Source organism: Microbulbifer maximicatervae (SeqCode) (assembly GCF_052467305.1).
The window spans coordinates 4,000,094-4,017,587 of sequence record NZ_CP174306.1 but is presented as its reverse complement, the minus strand read 5'-3'; the positions used below and the strand labels follow the sequence as shown (position 1 = coordinate 4,017,587).

The window sequence follows — 17,494 nt, the reverse complement described above, 5'->3', positions numbered from 1 at the left end:
AATAGATAGCCCCTACTTACTAGTTGGCTCTTTCAGCTTGTTTTCCTTCACTACTTTTATTTGTTCTGGTTAGTATGTTCTGTTGATAGTTCAGCGCAATCTGCTTACGGTTCACTTTACTGTTAGCCATTCGCATTATCTCATCGACCGGCTGTAATATTTGCGGTACTTGAAATAGTGCTAAGTGTTGACTGCACCATTGGCGTAGTTCGGAGGGGTCTATTGCTGGGGAAGCGACATACTGTAGGCAAACTCGTTGGCCCGCAAATTGATCATCTATCTTAAATACCACTACATCATTAACTTGCGGGTGTTCAAGTATGATATCTTCTACTTCTGCAGGATATACATTTAGCCCTGATACGATGATTGTGTCATCCATTCGTGCAAGAAAATGCAGTCGACCATTTTCACTCAAATATCCGATATCCTGTGTTTTAACAGTTTTAATTCCTGATGCAGTTTTTACATAAGCAACTATCTCTTGCTGTTTATTGTCGAGATTACCACAGGTAATTTCGACATGAGGTAATGGCTTTCCTTGATCGTTAGCAGCAGATAAATCCTGTCCTATACTAATACAGCCCGCTTCAGAGCATCCATACTGTTGATATAAGTTTTCTACACGTGCCTGAATCTGCTCAAATACCTGTTGTGGCATAGTGGAACCTGAAGTCATAGCAGCAAATAGTTTGCTATTGGCCGGCCATAAACGTAGTAATCCCTGCAACATTACCGGAGAAGAATACAAAAGCGGACGCTGACAACTCTGCAGCTTCTTGATAAGGTATTTAGGATTGATATTGCTAATTATCAGTGGTGACTGACCCCGATTCAGAGCAACCATTACGCCACAAATTAATCCATATGAATGGGTAACGGGACAAGCGACAACTGGAGTCATGCTGTCCGGGTCGCTGAAAGCCTGGCAATAACTCTTTACCTCAATATCAATATCCGCCCAGCTTCGCAATATGCATTTTGGTTCACCTGTGGTGCCGGAGCTCATTTGAATAATACCTGCTTCAGATTTATTCAAATTAGTTGCCGGTAGCTCAATTAATCCTGCTAAGTCACCATAAATCAGCAATTCGCAGCCAGCTTTTTCTGCCATACGCTTTGCAGTATCCTTTGGAACACTGGGGTGGATAGGCATGGCAGATATTTTCTTTGACTTTAAGTAATAACATAGAGTCAACCAAATAAAATTATCTTCAACACATACCGCAACAGCGTTACTCTCATTAATAGTATTTATTGAGACATAGGACTGCTGTTGCTCGTTAAAGTCTTCTTTACTATAAAACTTATCATTTATTGTAAGCATAGGATTTTCCTGGTACTGCTGGCACTGATATTGATGTCTTGGAGGTTTCCTTTTGGGTATCATGTAAAGCAGCGTCTGCTAACGGATTTCTTATGTGATGATGAAATTCTGTTTCACGATTCCCGCGAAATTTCTTATCCAATAGTGATTCGGTTTTAATTTCCGGTTGGAATAAATCGATTTGGGCTATGCGCTTTTGATCAGTTAAGTTTGATTGCTGATATTTTCTAAAGCTGTGATAAACTGATTTCCAGAATTCACTTTCTGGAAATTGGTAGTAATCTTCAAGTAATACGGCCAAGTCAGATAAATTAAAAACCAATAAGGTATCTACTAAAAGTTCGCGCAAAGCTTCGACACTTTCCATCCAATAATATTGGTTTGGCCCGCCAAAACTATATTCTTCCTCGAAGTCAGTAAAAGTAGGCGCTAATTCCGGTTGTGCTAAGTAATTGTGAACGTACTCCATGCTTTCATGAAAATCGCGCACTATAACTTTTTCAGGCCAACCATCTTTATGTTGCAATAAGATATTTTGCCCGTGCGCCTCAATTGCAATACCGTGATGAACTAGTAAGTGCCATATGGGAATAATCACCTTTTCGAGCAGGTTCTCCAGCCAACTATGACAACCATATTCGGCAATCCAGGGCTCGATAAAAGGGCTGCCATCTTGTTCTATTATACTTAGGGCTACAAAAGGTATTACAGTTTTCTCATCACAGTATGAGTGCAGGCTCTGTCGAAAAATTACACCCAATTGACCATCGAGATTCTCAATCCATTCCTGATGTTCAGTGCCATCATTTGTAGGCCTTATTCCGGCGTACTCCGCCAGCAAAATCATATTTTGCTTCAGGTAGTTATCCGACTCCAGAATTTGTATTAACCAGTTTGATATAGCAGGTGCAGTACAAATGGTGTGACTTTCTATAGTGCGTAGTGAAGAAGTATTAATTATATTCAGAGGTAGTTTTATATTAGCTTTTTCAGGATGGCTAATATTTAATAATGTACGAATAGAAATGCTGGCTTGATATTGATCGCCAGCCTCTCCAAGGTAAAATACTTGTCCATCAGCAATAGCGGGCTCAAGTTTATCTTTTAAAAACTTCCACTGCCATGGATGGATGGGCATCAATGAAAATGCAGTACTATCGGAAGTTAGATTTTTAATTTGTGTATTTAACTGCTGGTAACATTGTTCACCAAGCTCAGTTTCCCAAAATATTTTTTCAGTTACAGAGTTAAATCGACGCTTCAAATAGCATCGTCTAATCGCCAACCAATGTAGTTGAAAATTATTGCCAAACTCTGGACCATAAAGTTTATGATCAAGCTCACTAAACCCAGTTCGTGCCTTGAAGCATGGATGATAAGGGTGCCCTTCATCAATTGCAGACTCTAACTGGGTATATGTTAATTCACGACGGCTTATATGGCGGTTTAAATGCTTATTGTTCCACTGGCAAAGTTTAACAGTTTGTTCGAGCTCAATTGCCAGCTTTTTCTTTACTACTACTGAAGTAGGCAAGTCTTCAACAAGGGCATTTAGTGTTATTGGTTGCCAATCAATGCTTTGAGATATATTTTTTATCCATTGTGCCTGAAGTTTTGTATCTACATGCTTTTCATCTCTTTGAGAAAAAAACATTTCTTCTGTATTGATTCTAATTCGACTAAAACCAGAAATTCTTCCTGAAGCACGATAAAAAGATCTTCCTAATGTAAAATAGAAAAAACCATCGTGATAAGAGTAATCACAAAGATGCTCGAACAACAATGCTTCCAAGAGCTGGCGAATCACTCTTTTTTCTTCAGCTAAGTGGCTGTCAGAATTTTTATAAGGAGAGATTTCTAAGTCTTGTTGAGATAAATGCTGCTGTGGGTTAACTGTGAGCAAGAGTCACCTCGTTAACTTGCTTATGGGTAGTCAAGCTTTCTTGATGCAGGTCGAAGAAAGGATTTCGTATATTAGTGTAAACAGCTAATTCTTTTTCCGCTTCCAGCTCATCAACATCTTCAACGCGAGTTAGAAGGTTTCCCTTGCAGGGAATACTAGAATTATTAAATAATCTATCTGTAAAGTTTTTGCCGACGCTTGTCAGTACCCTAGAATTTAGAAAATTAAGCTTGCTGTAACTTAATTGTAATAGTTTATTCTCATCAATAAGGTCATCTTGTCCCATACGGCCAATAATTGAGAATAACTGATTGACAAAAAGATAGTATCCAAACCGGTCTGCAATCATATTGTCAGGATAAAATAAGTCAGGATTATTCCTCAACTCAGGTACAGCTTCGAGCAACTTATCCTGCATTTTTTCTGACAAGTAGAAACCTTGATTGTCTCGGTAGTAGTATCTAATTGGACAGTCATCATAAATAGTTAATAGAGAATTTTGTTGATGAGCTTCTAAACCAATACCCTGACTATCGTAAAGTCTAATTGTTGGTTCAATTGCACATTGCCAATAACAATTAAACCATTTTAACGCTGCTTCCTCTACGCTAATGCCCTGCTTGGAAGCCAAGCTTAAAACTTGCTGCGCTAATTTAGACTGAGTTCCGGATAAGATAGGGTCTTGTACCAATGCAGCGATTGAAACTGTGGGTAGTTCTAGACTGTTTGTATCTCTACTGAATGGATTTTGCCGTATAATAGTTTCAAAGCCTGTTTCCTGCATATTAGGTAATTTAACAGTAATAAAGGCAGGATCTTCAATTAAAACAAACTGTGGAAATTTTTGCTTGAAGTTGCTTAATGAGAACAACTTTCCAACATTTAATCCCGGATCTAATTCGTGAGCCATATTTTTTCTTAGCGAATTAGTTATTTTTACAGGGATCGAGAGCTTAATCATATAATTCAGCTCACTGCAGTACAAAGTGCGGACAGAAGAAGTGGGCGTAAACATCTTACCCATAAGACCTAAGTCGACAATTAATCCGTCACGTTGTAAATGCTGAACATAGTCCTGGTGTAACAGCCACTGTGCTTGTAGGGGATGTACAGGTATTAGTTGTTTATCGATATCAATATCAATATCGATATCGGCCCCTAATATATTATTGATAATTTCCTCAACGCTCTCGTCGAGTAAAGAATCTTGCTCCAGAAGATCTTTTGACACGGCAAAAAAGTGTAATTGAAATTTAGATTTCAATTCCGGCGTATACTTTTCATGTTGCCAAGAGTGAATGCCTTGGCGTGACTTGGGTGTTGGATGAAGCCAATGTCCAAATAACAGAGACTGTTCAGAACAAATATAATCGGAGCTATTAAGTGTAGGATCATCTAGTCGCTTAGTAAGATAATCCTGCATGATTTGAAGACTTTCTAAAGTGCGATTTAATAGTTCTATTTTGTTGGCTGGAGTATTTGGCTTATTGTTTTGGTTATTATCTTTTGCATAAATGTTATCTATTAACATCATAATCGCAGAAGTAAAATCTATGGGTTGCCAATTCCATTGATTTGCTAATTTGCGATAGCTTTTAGTAAATACATGTCGGCCGACAATTGAACGATAAGAAGCCTCTAAAGCAAGTGTAACTCCAGTTCCGTTCAAATAAAGTTCTAGTGCATAACCATTTTCTTCTTCAAGGGCCACACCAGTTTGTAATTGCCAATCAGAGCTTGTATGCCAAACACCGGGGTCAACTTCTCTTATATATGCATTAGCAAATGCTTGAAAAGAAGCCTTTTCCGCCAGCTCTTTTGCGGTGAATGGCATGACGATATTCTCCTGGAGATACTAAGTAAAAGAACTTACCCAGATGATAATGATACACATTCTCACCAGCAAGTAAGTTTACAATTGTTACTATTGTTTTAGAGCTGTATCTCACTTGGCGTTACTTAGACTGAAGTTTGATTTACTTTCAGCTTCGTAGGCCTGTATTGGTAGCAAAAATAGGCGGCCAACAAAAAGGTGCACCATTCTGCTAATGGCAGTGCAACAATAAATGATAAATCACTTATTGCTGCTGGTAATAAGTGCCAGCTGGGCAACATATAATAAAAGGCAATCAAAAATACGGCGGGGAATAATAAGCTGCGGTTAATAGCAACTAAAGCTGAAGGTTTTGGTTTGTGTATTGCTGTTAAGTAACAGGTTAAGACGATGTTAGTCCCATTAATTAAAAATAGTGGAAGCAACAATGGCAGCAATTGCATGCTGACTCGGGATATTTCCTGATCTTGTTCATTGGTAAACCAACTCAGAACAGTTTCTGGCCAAAAAACGAGCAGCGCAACGATTATGATACCCAGGCAGATGGTACTTAATATTGCAATTGACAAAAAAGATTTCACTCTAGTTAAGTGCCGAGCGCCAAAATTTTGACTGACAACGATATGAAGTGCATCAGCTAAACCATAACTAAGCATGACACTTAAGAAAATGAAGTAATTGACCAGAGTAAATGCCGCTACACCATCTACGCCTAGCCGCATTATCATTAAAGTATTTAGAATGAAAAAAATAATACCAACAGATATCTCGTTTATAAACTCTGATATACCGTTATAAGCTGAGTTAAGAAGTAGTTTCCAGTTTCTTTGTTGTAATTCGAACTTAAGTGTTCTTTTCTTGCTAAAAAAATAACGGCTCAATACTAAAAATTGTATAACTTGTGCTATTGCAGTTGCATAAGCAGCCCCAGCTAATCCGAATTCCAAGTACACGATAAACCAGGCATCGAGAATAATATTGAGAACAGCGCCGATTACTAATGCACATGTGGCTAATATCGGATGGCCATCAGCACGTACAAAATAATACAGCACCATTGTGGTTAACTGTAAAATGAACACCCAGCGAATGACGTCGAAATATTCCCTTGCTAATACAGCAACCTGGGCTGAAATATTGAGTATTTCAAAAAGTAAATCGTTGAAGGCTAAGCTGCCCAGCGCTAACAGAGTGTTAATAACCACAGCGGCAATAAGGGATTGGCTGAAGATGGCGTTTGCTGTTTTCGGATCTTTCTCACCTATGGCTTTACCTACGCTCACAGCCCCGCCTATTGCCAGCATGATGGCAATAGCTATCAACAAGGTGAAGTACGGGATCATTAGAGTGATTGCAGCGAGAGCGTCTGTACCTATGGTGTTGCCGACAAAAAAGCCATCAATCAGGTTGGCGCTTGTTATTGCAACTAAGCCGACTATTGAAGGTAGTACATAGTAAAAAAAAGTCTTGACGATACGACCGGAAAGCGCTGGATTTTGGGCTGACATTAAAGTGTCTCAAATCATGAGAAAATAGGTTCTGAGGCAGTATTATATATTCCACTTGTTGCAAATGATAGTGATTATCATTAATATCGGTGAATTTAGGTTGATACATAAAGCTGCATCGTGAAGTTTTGATGTTCTAAATGTGAACAGATTTGTGTTATAGCCAATGCAATATTGTGTTGGGCACTAAGCATGCTGGTGGCGTGTCCCGGGCAATGGTTGTACAGGAAGTGCGCAGCAGTATTGATGTTTTGCAGTGCTAAATGTCCTGGTAAGTCATATGTGTATCCATTGAAAATAGTTTAGAAAATGTACTATTAAAATTACTGTCAGACGTCAAAAGTAAGAGCTATGTGTAGGTTCCAGTCGGGTTCCCCCATATTAAGGTCGTCCGTGGGCGAGAGTATTTTTGCGCTATGAATAATTTTGGATTCAAAAAATTCAAGTTTTAATTTGGTTGTGGATAAGAGGCTGTTGTGGCAAGTGCGCATATTTTAATATTGGAAAGTGATACTAAAATAAGCAGACAATTGAGCGGCACTTTGCAAAAGCAAGGATTTGATGTCACTCAATGTCAAGATGTTAGTGATGGGTTGATGGTGATGCCCGCAGGCTATTTTGATCTTATTTTAGTTAATGCGTTTTTGCCCACCAATGATGATTTATCACCTTTACAGGCTATACGTAGCTGGGGCCAAACGCCTGTAATTGTTCTCTCTTCAGTTAATACAACGGCAAAAAGGATAGAGAGCTTTCGGCAGGGGGCTGATGATTTTATATCCAAACCGATTGATTCCACTGAGATAGTGCTGCGTGTAAACGCAATACTGCGTAGGACTCACAAGGGGGAAAGTAACATTGAGGGTGAGATTGATATCGATCATTTAAGGTTATTAAAATCAAGGCAGCAGGTTTTTTATAGGGGAGATAATTTAGCGTTTACACCTATTCAGTTTCGATTACTTTGGATACTCGCTGAGAACCGATTCAAGGTAGTTAGTAAGCAATTTTTATATCGTGCGGTACTCAACAGGCAATTTTCCCGTTATGATCGAAGCCTTGAGATGCATCTTAGTCGTATCAGGAAAAAGTTTATTGAAGTTGGTATATCGGCTGACCGCTTTGCTACGATTCATGGCAAAGGTTATAGATTTTCATAATAAAAGACTAGCTTAAGTTAAACGGTAAATTTAGGTGTACTAAGTATCGGTTTAGGCATTATTCAAGTATTTTTTCCTTTCTAAAATTCTAATCAGGCTTGTTTAACATCAGCAAGCTTAAAGCTGTCTTTGAGTTCAAAACGTTTTAATTGTCGACGGTTTTTATTAGCTATTATGCTCCCGTAACAATTGTAAAAGTGGTTTTTTTCGGCCATGAAAGCAATTAACATCTTTGATAATGATTATCATTACCAAAGGTGTTAATTGCTGAATACATCTTTTCGTTTAAAAGTTGGCTCGGCATAAAGTGAATTAATTAAGAAGTGGGGATATGAGCACTATTAATAAAGTTGAGGCTGAGCATGATAGGCAATTTTTAGCTTTTTCAACGGTAATTCACATTGACAGCGAGAGGATGATTAGGCGTTTATGTAAGCACTTCGCTCACAAAGTTAATGCCCACTGGAGCAGCGAGTGCGGCCATATTGAGTTTGATATGGGTTTCTGTGATATGAACGGAAGTGGAGATCAATTGGATTTGTGTTGTGGTGCTAACTCTGATGCGGAGTTAAAAGAGATCATAGATTGCATTGATTCCCACTTCTTACGATTTGCGAAAGGTGTGGAATGTTCACTTCAGTGGAATCTAATGAATTCTTAATGGTAAAAAGATGTTAGAGAAAGATAAACTCGAGAGTGAAGTTAATACTCAGTGGAATATAGCTGAGGCAGGGAATATTTATGGTGTTAACCAGTGGGGCAATGGTTATTTCGATATAGATTCACAGGGTAATGTTGTCGTAAAAAATCCTAGTGATGAAGAGGCAGATGCTGTTCCCTTGATGCAAATTGTAGAGGGTATGCGGGACCGCGATTTACACATGCCTGTTTTACTGCGTGTCGAGAATATTCTTGATAAAAGTATTAGCTCACTTAATGAAACTTTCCGTCAGATAATCGAAAAACTGGATTACCAGAATAAATACCAAGGTGTTTATCCAATTAAAGTAAACCAGCAGGCCCAAATTGTCGATGAAGTAGCTCAATTTGGTTCTCGCTATCAACATGGATTTGAAGTTGGTAGTAAAGCTGAAATGATTGCAGCTTTATCCACCATCGAAGAACTTGATAGCCTAATTATTTGTAATGGCTATAAGGACCAAGAATTTATAGAATTGGGGTTAGAGGCAACAAAACTTGGATTGAAATGTATCTTTGTTATTGAAACCTTAACCGAATTGCCGATTATTGTAGAGCGAAGTCAAGCGTTAGATATTTTTCCTCATATTGGAGTGCGCGTTAAAATGACGACTCAAGTGAGTGGACATTGGAGTGCTACCAGTGGTGAGAGAAGTGTATTCGGACTGTCATCAAGTCAACTTATACATGTGGTTGATTACTTAAAAGAGCATCAAATGCTCAATTGCCTTGAGTTACTACATTGCCATTTGGGCTCTCAGATTCCTAATATCCGTGATATCCGCGGTGGTGTATTAGAAGCCTGTCGCTATTACTCCGATTTATGTAAAGAGGGCGCGGCATTAAAGTATATTGATTTAGGTGGTGGTTTAGCAGTTGACTACACCGGTAGACAATCAAGTACCGGGCAAAGCCGCAATTATTCACTTGAGGAATACTGCGAAGATATTATTGATACAATTAAGAGTACATTAGATAGCAAGAACTTACCCCACCCGATAATTGTTACGGAGTCTGGTCGTGCTACTGTAGCCTACACATCAATTTTGCTCTTTAATATCCTTGATGTTGTAAGTTTCGACTCAGAAGAGCTAAAAGAAGCTGAGGAAGATGAGCATCAATTGCTTCAAAATATGCGTGAAATTCTGACTTATTTGAAGCCTCAAAGATTGCAAGAGTGCTTCAATGATGCGCAGTTTTATCGGGACGAAGTTCGCGAATTATTCAAGCGTGGCCAAATAGATCTTCGTGTTCGTTCTGTATCAGAGACAATTTATTACAATGTTTTGCATCGTATAAAAGAGACTCTTTCAGAAATGGAGCGAATACCTGAAGATCTGGAAGGCTTGGCAGATTCATTAGCTGATATCTATTATGGTAATTTTAGTTTATTTCAGTCCTTACCTGATAGCTGGGCTATTGATCAGTTATTTCCTGTTATGCCTATTCATCGACTAAATGAGGCTCCAAGTCGGCGTGCTATCTTGGCCGACATTACCTGTGATTGTGATGGAAAAATTGAGCGATTCGTAGTCAACCAGGTAGTCGAAAAAACCTTACCTCTGCATTCAATAAAGCACGGTGAGGAGTATTATCTCGGTGTTTTCCTAGTGGGCGCTTATCAGGAAACTCTGGGTGATCTGCATAATTTATTTGGTGATACGAATGTTGTCAGTGTGAGACTGAATTCAGATGCCAGCTTTGAGTTTGTGAAAGAGGTTCATGGGGATACTATTGAGGATGTTTTAAGCTATGTCGAGTATCAGCCGCATGAAGTAAAGACGCGTTTTCGTAATAAGGTTGAAGCGGCTGTTCGCAGTGGGCGTATTAGTGCTCGTGAACGCCAGCAAATAATTAAGACCTTCAATGCAAGTATGCAAGGTTATACCTATTATGAAAGAGATTAGAAACCAGTGAGAGACATGACCTGTTTAAATCTTTATCTGTATATATGAAGGCTTAAATCTAAGTATGTCGACGATGCCAGATCTTCGATCTGGCTAAAATATTTAAGCCCTACTCTGTGAAGCTAGCTCCTGACCACGTTAATAAATTCTTTGTTTTTATATAGTTATGCTGTTAGCACCTATCCTGATTTAGTGTTTTAGGTTTATATTGGTTACTTTAGCGCCAGATAATTTTCTAAAGTGATAGTATATACAATTATACAGAATCTATTCTTCTTTATGACCAGTGCAGAACTCTGAATATACTTACTTTTATACTTTAGTGTGCTTGAGCTCGAAAGATAATCTCTCTGTAAAAATTGTTAAGAGTTTTGATCTTTCTTATTTCTTTGTCTGATTGTTACTTGCATTTTTTATTGCGTAAAAAGTAACGAGAATTAAAATATTAAATTTTACGCCATTTAGTAAGGAAACTAGGGTTAGCTAATATTTATAAGGATCATGAATATGATTTTCTGATATTATCTGGTCACAACATAAGATATTCTATCTTTTAAAGAATAGGGATGTGGACTTGAGGATCATAAATAAGATCACTTTGGGTTATATTGCACTGGCTCTGCTTCCGATCAGTTTTTCACATAGCAGTGAAACTCAGATTGAAACTATCGTTGTGACTGCGGGTAGATATGAACAGGATATTTCACAGCGGGTGGAGAGTATTTCTGTTGTAAATAATGATGTGCTCAGAAAAAGTGGTAATACCCATATTCAACAAAGCCTGGTGAGTGTACCTGGAGCAAACCTAGCAAGAGGGAATGGACAGGAATACCTGCCAGCCCTACGTTCCCCGGTACTGACTGGTGCGGGAGCCTGTGGTGGTTTGTTGACAGCAGAGGATGGGATTCCACTGAGAGCAAATGGATTTTGTAATATCAATGAGTTATTTGAATCCTTCAGCGAGACAGCTCGGCATGTCGAAGTTGTTAGAGGGCCTGCTGGTACCCTCTATGGCTCTAATGCAATGCATGGATTGATCAATGTTATCAGCCGCGATCCTGTAGAAGGAAAGAATGGATCTCTCAACACTGAAGGGGGGCCCCACGATTACTATCGATTGGGTGTATCAGCAGATCATCGCCTCAGTCGTGAAGGTGATGTGATCAGTGCAGATTTGTATTTGATGACTGATGGAGGATATAGGGATCAGTCAGGATTGGACCAGCAAAAGGCTAGCATCCAGTATACCCACCAGGTCGGTGATAGCAGAGTTCGAACTCGTCTAGTAGCGACAAGCTTAAATCAGGAGACGGCTGGTTACCTCGAGGGTGACGGAGTTTACCGCAATCGTCGATTGAGTCGTACCAACCCTAATCCAGAGGCGTTTCGAGATGCCAATTCTCTCAGATTTTACTCTCTGATTGATATACCTGTGAATCAAACTAGTCAATTACATTTGGCTCCTTACCTCCGTAAAACTGACATGCGTTTTCTGCAGCATTATTTACCGGGGCAACCAATGGAGGAAAATGGCCAGGAGAGTGTTGGGATAAGAAGCGGTTATTATCTGGAACTGGGTGAAAAGCTTAATCTGCTAACCGGTATAGATACTGAATTAAGTAAAGGATATCTCCTGGAAGCCCAAGAGAGTGTTACCGAGGGCTCTGAATTTCTGCAGGCAACCATACCAGAGGGAAAGCACTACGATTATGAAGTCGTAGCCTGGAATATCGCCCCCTATGCATCGGCAACCTGGAAGGTTAATGATCAATTAGAAGTCACTGGTGGAGTCAGGATTGAATCTGCACACTATGACTACGACAATCAAATGCTTCCCGGGCGCACAGGTGAAAATGGATTACCCTGTGACTTTGGAGGCTGTCGGTTTAGCCGGCCAAATGACCGAAAAGATAGCTTTAACAATATATCCCCCAAGTTGGGAGCGCTATTATGGTTAAGTAATGAACTACAACTCTTTACTCAATTGGCCCAGGGTTATCGTGTACCCCAAGCGACAGAGTTATATCGATTACAGCGAGAGCAGACGGTAGCAGAGCTGGATCCAGAGGAAATTAATAGCTTTGAAGTAGGGCTGAGGAAAATAGGCGACTCTTTGTCATATGAGTGGGTGGCTTATACGATGAAAAAGGAGAATGTAATATTTCGTGATGCTGACTATTTTAACCAGTCCAATGGCAAAACCCGGCACTGGGGAGTTGAGTTGGCTGTAGATTATGAATTCACTGAAAGCTTACGGCTAGAGGTGAGTACCAGCTATGCAGAACATCGCTATGCAGATCAAAGGGAGTTGCAAGGTGTAGAACTGGATGGAAATCTTGTAGATTCTGCGCCAAAGACCTTTGGTAGTTATCGACTTCACTGGTCCCCGAATTCTTTGGTATCAGCGGAGCTTGAATGGTTACATCAGGGTAGCTATTTTACAGATCCTCAAAATGCTTATCGGTATCCAGGACATGACTTACTGAACCTCCATTTGGCCTGGCAGTGGAAACAATATGAAATTTCTACTCGAATACTGAATATTACCGATAAAGCCTATGCTGAGCGCGCGGATTACAGTAGTTTTAGTGGTAGCCGCTATTTCCCCGGAGAGCCTCGCTCAATTTACTTCGGAATTAATTTTGATTGGTAATGTAGAAAGGGCTTGCTTTTAATTTTCAGGTTTCATTTGAGCATCACGAATCAAAGCTGCCATCCGATAAAAACCATGAGCCATTTTGGTGTAGGGCGTAAGTAAAAAAAATGCGAGAACTGCACCCAAGTGTAAATCCAATAGTAGGGGTAGTGCAGCTGTTCCCCCCAGGGCAAATAGTAATAGACCGCTGAGAGCGATAAATAACAGTAGGCCAACAAACCCCATCTCCCCGCTCCAAACCCTTGCTGAGCCAAGTTCTGGATCAGCCTTGAGCTTTAGCTGAATAAGCTTGCTACACCCCACTAATATGAGTAATCCACCGGGGATACCAAGTAATTTGGGTACAGAAAAAATCGAGTATGGCCCTGGCATGTTCAGAAAGTAATACATTACTGTGCCCGAACAGGTGGCTGCAAAGCACAATAAAAAGCCGTATAGAACAGCTTGGTGTGCGTATCGTCGCTGGTTGCTGAATCGGTCTTCCTCTTCGAAGTTACATCCATCTCCGTGGCCCCCGGATAGATTCTTTAGTTTTCCTGCTGAAATTAATGCACTTCTAAATTGACCCCAGGTAATTTTTTCCCCGCCGACTTTCCTCCAGTAGCGACGTAAACTTATCCCCAGGCTAAACAGCGGATAAAGAAAGGCCGGTAAAAAAATACTGGTCATAGTGGCGTGAGAAACAATTGCGTAGAAGCCCTCACCACCACTGGGTTTCAATACTCTTATTACATAAAAGATGATGGCAAATCCGATGATAGTAGCCAGGGCGATCAGACTGCCGCGTTTTTGGAACATTCTAGCAATACCTCCCGGCCAGGCAAAAGTTTCCCAGCTTTTCTGTCGCGCTTCGGCCATGACTTGGGGAATATTAATATTGAATTCGTGGGGATCGGTATACTGGCAGGCGTAGTAACAACCTCGGCAGTTGTGGCAGAGATTGGCCAACTGGGTGATGGTTCCCTCTGAGAAAGAGCGGTGTAGTTGAAGTGCTGGAAAAACGGCGCAGTAGCCCTCGCAATAGCGACAGGCATTACAGATTTCTGCTTGCCGCCGTGCCTCTTCCAAATTATCCATTTGCATAGTTAGCGGCTTCCCTTCCAGCAATACGCCCAAAAACGGTGCCGATCATCATACCCAACCCAGCCAAATATCCCTGACTAAGGATTGACCCGGCCATGGTTTCCCCTGCAGCCCACAAGTTTTTTACCGGCCCTGTGGCAGTGCTGCACTGGGCATTCTCATCAATCTTGAGCGCCAGATAAGTGAAGGTAACCCCGGTGCGCAAGCTATAGCAGTAAAATGGTGGCTCGCTGATGGGGCGGGCCCAATTAGTTTTTTCTGGTGTCAGGCCGGTAGTGGCGACACTATCCAGCTCGGTGGGGTGAAAAGCGTCACTACTGCCACAAGCAGCATTGAAGGTTGCTATGGTATCGATCAGTTTTTCAGAGGGTAAACCGGTTTTTTCCGCGAGTTCCTCCAAGGTATTCGCCTCGGTAGGAGGGAATGCTGACGGCATAAACATTTTTAAAGACTTGGAGTCGATAATTGCAAAAGCCACTTGGTCTGGCTGTTGTGCGACAAGGCGGCCCCAGATGGCATAGCGTTTGGGCCAAATATCTTCTCCCTCGTCATAAAAGCGCTGGGCATCCTTGTTAACGACGATGGAAAAGGGGACACAATCCAGGCGGGTTACTATGCCCCCATCAAACTTCGGCGCTCGCCCGTCAATTGCCACTGCATGGCACTGGGTGGGATCTCCGACGGACTGCACGCCTTGCTCCAGTAAATCTTCCAAGACCACACCCCGGTTATAAGGTGTTCCGCGTATCAGGAAATTTTCGGCAGCTGGGCCCCAGGCTTTTTCCAACCACTCAAGATTGGCTTCGAATCCGCCGGAGGCTGCTACAACTGACCTGGGTTCAATTTGGTATTGCTGTCCCTCGTAAACATAGTCGACACGAGCAATAAGATTGCCTTTCAGCTGCAGGTGCTTAACGTGTGCCCGATACAGCACATCAATGCCTAATTTGTCTGCAGTTCGGTAATAGGCGTTAACCAGGGACTTACCGCCGCCGAGGAAAAAGGCATTAGTACGTGTGAGGGATAGAGTGCCGGACAGAGGCGGCTGGAAATGAATGCCGTGCTTTTGCATCCAGGGAAGCGCTTTTTCTGATGAGCGTATAACCAGCCGAGCTAACTGCTCATTGGTTTTACCCCCGGTAACTTTTAGCAGGTCTTCATAGTACTCGTCTTCACTGTAATCACCTTCCAATGGACCCAGGGGGCCTCGGTGCATACAGCGTATATCCCTGGTGTGGCGGGAATTGCCGCCTCGATAGGGCTTGGGGGCAGTTTCCAGGATAATCACCTTGGCCCCGAGTTCGGCAGCAGTTATAGCTGCGCACAGAGCGGCATTGCCACCCCCAATTACGGCGAGGTCGTAGTGAGTGTTCACCGATAGAAAACCCTTTTGCAATGGATCAGTGTTCCATTGCAAAAGGTAGGTGAAAATTGAGAATAAATAGGCGGGCAGGCAATTCCTGCCGCAAAAAATCGTCAGCTGGTGGCGGGTTGTTCAGCTTGCTGCATGTCGATGTGAACAGATACAGAGGCCTGGCTTTCCAGCCAGTTGTCCATGCGCTCTTCAAGAATATTCAATGGCAGTGCCCCAGATCCCAACAGAGCGTCATGGAAACTGCGAATGTCGAAATTGCTATCCAGGGTTTCCTCCGCTTCCGCACGCAGCTCTTTAATTTTGAGCTGCCCAAGCTTGTAGGCCAGGGCCTGACCGGGCCAAATTAAGTAGCGGTCTATCTCGACGGTCACATCGTGGAGCGGTTTGGCGCTGTTCTCCATAAAGTATTCGATCGCTTCCTCGCGGCTCCAGCCCAGCTGATGCATACCGGTGTCCACTACCAAACGCACTGCACGCCACATATCGTAAGAGAGTGCACCGAACTCGCTGTAGGGATTTTTATACAGGCCCAGGTCGTAGCCGAGACTCTCGGAGTAAAGGCCCCACCCCTCTACAAATGCAGTGTAGAAAGTCATACGGCGCAGCGGGTGAATATCAGTTTGCTCTTGTGCTAGGGCAATTTGCAGGTGGTGACCCGGCATTGCCTCGTGCACTGTGAGCGCCTCCATTTCCCATTTCGGGCGGCTGGGCAGGTTGTAGGTATTGGCAAAGAAGATACCTGCACGGCCAGCTTCGTTGGAGCCGGGCAGATAATAAGCCGTTGTTTGGGATTGTTCTGAATAGCTGGGTATCGGTTTCACACCATAGGGCAGGCGCGGCAAGGTGCCGAACAGGGCAGGCAGCTCTGCATCAATGCGCTTGGCAATATCGCGGTAATCCCGCAGTAACCCCTCCCGGCTGGTGTGGTAAAAGCGCGGGTCGGTACGCAGAAACTCGGTGAATGCTTTGAAGTCTCCCTGGAAGCCTGTCTTCTGGATAACTCTATCCATCTCCCCGCGAATTCGCTTCACTTCCGAAAGCCCAATGCGGTGGATCTCCTCGGGGCTGAGGTCGGTGGTGGTATTCTCTTCCACTTTATGGGCGTACCAGCGCAGACCGTCAGGGCGGCTGGTTAAAGCGGTATCTACCTGGGCCTCGGGAATATATTTGCGCTCAACAAATTCAGCCATACCCTGCCAGGCCGGTACCAGTTGTTTGCTGTAAATGGCATAGGCGCGTTGCTGCAGACTTTTCCGCTTAGTTGCTGGAATGGCCTCAGGCATTTGATTAAATGCTGTCAGCAATGGGCTGTGCTCCGGCGCGGTAGGTACCAGTGCGCGTATTTGACGCGGCAGGTCGCGCAGGGTGATTTGTGGTGGTGTGACTCCTTTGCGCAGACCCCGGCGCATCAGCCCCTGGGTTTGTTCAATCAGGATTGGCAACCTTTCCAGACGGCTGATTATTGTTTCGTAATCGGCTGCAGTGCGCTTGGGCATGCTATTGATCACTTCCGGTATGCTGCGTTGGATGCCGCTCATATGGGTAAGCGGTTGCAGATGATCCGGGAACTGGAAGCCTTTCACTTCTCCCAACAAGTCCTGGTAAAGCAGTTGGTAATCCAATTGCTGTTCGGTTGGCAGATCGCTTTGATCGATATTACGTGCAGCCCCTAAAAGGATCCTGGTCTGCTTTTGACGCAGTTCCACAGACTTAAGAGAGTTATCCACCCAGCGATGATTTTGCCCTGGGTAGCCTTCGTAGGTTGCTAGGCTGGGGTAACTCTCCATTATCCAGCGATAGCGCAAATCCTGCAGGGCAGTGAGCCGCTCTGAGGCGCTGCTCTCCGGAAGGGATTTGTAGGCTTTTCGGAAGGTGTCCTGGTCCATCGCCGAGGTATTGAGGCTCACAACAAGTCCCAGGGATGAAAATAGGGCTTTTCTGATAAACGACATAATCCCCTCAAGTGAAAACGTGTGGCCCAAATAGTGGCCGGATTTAGTCAATGGGTGGTTTGTTACCACTGCCGGCAATTTATTGCCGGG

Annotated in this window: 11 protein-coding genes; 4 read left to right on the top strand and 7 right to left on the bottom strand. The window is 42.6% G+C overall.

Annotated features, from left to right (window positions below; all coding sequences use genetic code 11):
• Positions 1-19 precede the first annotated feature (19 nt).
• From ACJJI4_RS17570 to ACJJI4_RS17555, 4 genes are all read right to left on the bottom strand, one after another.
• On the bottom strand, positions 20-1,327 hold the full coding sequence (locus tag ACJJI4_RS17570) for an AMP-binding protein (RefSeq protein WP_444925955.1): 1,308 nt from the start codon (positions 1,325-1,327) through the stop codon (positions 20-22).
• Complete coding sequence (locus ACJJI4_RS17565) at positions 1,311-3,230, bottom strand: IucA/IucC family protein (protein ID WP_444925954.1); 1,920 nt, start codon at positions 3,228-3,230, stop codon at positions 1,311-1,313. The genes ACJJI4_RS17570 and ACJJI4_RS17565 overlap by 17 nt, the downstream gene beginning before the upstream one ends.
• Positions 3,217-5,064 carry an IucA/IucC family protein gene (locus ACJJI4_RS17560; RefSeq protein WP_444925953.1) on the bottom strand — a complete coding sequence of 616 codons (1,848 nt, stop codon included), beginning with the start codon at positions 5,062-5,064 and terminating at the stop codon, positions 3,217-3,219. The genes ACJJI4_RS17565 and ACJJI4_RS17560 overlap by 14 nt, the downstream gene beginning before the upstream one ends.
• 125 nt (positions 5,065-5,189) lie before the next feature.
• Positions 5,190-6,572, bottom strand: coding sequence for an MATE family efflux transporter (locus ACJJI4_RS17555; protein WP_444911550.1), 1,383 nt, complete (start codon positions 6,570-6,572; stop codon positions 5,190-5,192).
• A gap of 476 nt (positions 6,573-7,048) precedes the next feature.
• Between ACJJI4_RS17555 and ACJJI4_RS17550 the strand changes: the two genes are divergently transcribed.
• The 4 genes from ACJJI4_RS17550 to ACJJI4_RS17535 all read left to right on the top strand — a co-directional run bounded on the left by ACJJI4_RS17550 (position 7,049) and on the right by ACJJI4_RS17535 (position 12,991).
• Complete coding sequence (locus tag ACJJI4_RS17550; protein ID WP_444925952.1) at positions 7,049-7,732, top strand: response regulator transcription factor; 684 nt, start codon at positions 7,049-7,051, stop codon at positions 7,730-7,732.
• A 331-nt stretch (positions 7,733-8,063) separates the two neighbouring features.
• Positions 8,064-8,393, top strand: a complete 330-nt coding sequence (locus tag ACJJI4_RS17545; protein ID WP_444925951.1) for a DUF2218 domain-containing protein — start codon at positions 8,064-8,066, stop codon at positions 8,391-8,393.
• 10 nt (positions 8,394-8,403) lie between these two features.
• A complete protein-coding gene (gene speA / locus ACJJI4_RS17540; RefSeq protein WP_444925950.1) occupies positions 8,404-10,338 on the top strand; it encodes a biosynthetic arginine decarboxylase in 1,935 nt (644 codons plus the stop codon).
• 574 nt (positions 10,339-10,912) lie between these two features.
• Positions 10,913-12,991 carry a TonB-dependent receptor gene (locus tag ACJJI4_RS17535; RefSeq protein ID WP_444925949.1) on the top strand — a complete coding sequence of 693 codons (2,079 nt, stop codon included), beginning with the start codon at positions 10,913-10,915 and terminating at the stop codon, positions 12,989-12,991.
• A gap of 18 nt (positions 12,992-13,009) precedes the next feature.
• On the opposite strand, the gene tcuB is transcribed toward ACJJI4_RS17535, so the two are convergent.
• The 3 genes from tcuB to ACJJI4_RS17520 form a co-directional block, all read right to left on the bottom strand.
• Positions 13,010-14,077 (bottom strand): tricarballylate utilization 4Fe-4S protein TcuB, encoded by a 1,068-nt coding sequence (gene tcuB, locus ACJJI4_RS17530; protein ID WP_444925948.1) that lies wholly within the window; start codon positions 14,075-14,077, stop codon positions 13,010-13,012.
• A complete protein-coding gene (tcuA, locus tag ACJJI4_RS17525) occupies positions 14,064-15,473 on the bottom strand; it encodes an FAD-dependent tricarballylate dehydrogenase TcuA (RefSeq protein WP_444925947.1) in 1,410 nt (469 codons plus the stop codon). Before tcuA ends, tcuB begins: the two co-directional genes overlap by 14 nt.
• Positions 15,474-15,553: 80 nt before the next feature.
• On the bottom strand, positions 15,554-17,404 hold the full coding sequence (locus ACJJI4_RS17520; protein WP_444925946.1) for a DUF885 domain-containing protein: 1,851 nt from the start codon (positions 17,402-17,404) through the stop codon (positions 15,554-15,556).
• Positions 17,405-17,494 lie beyond the last annotated feature (90 nt).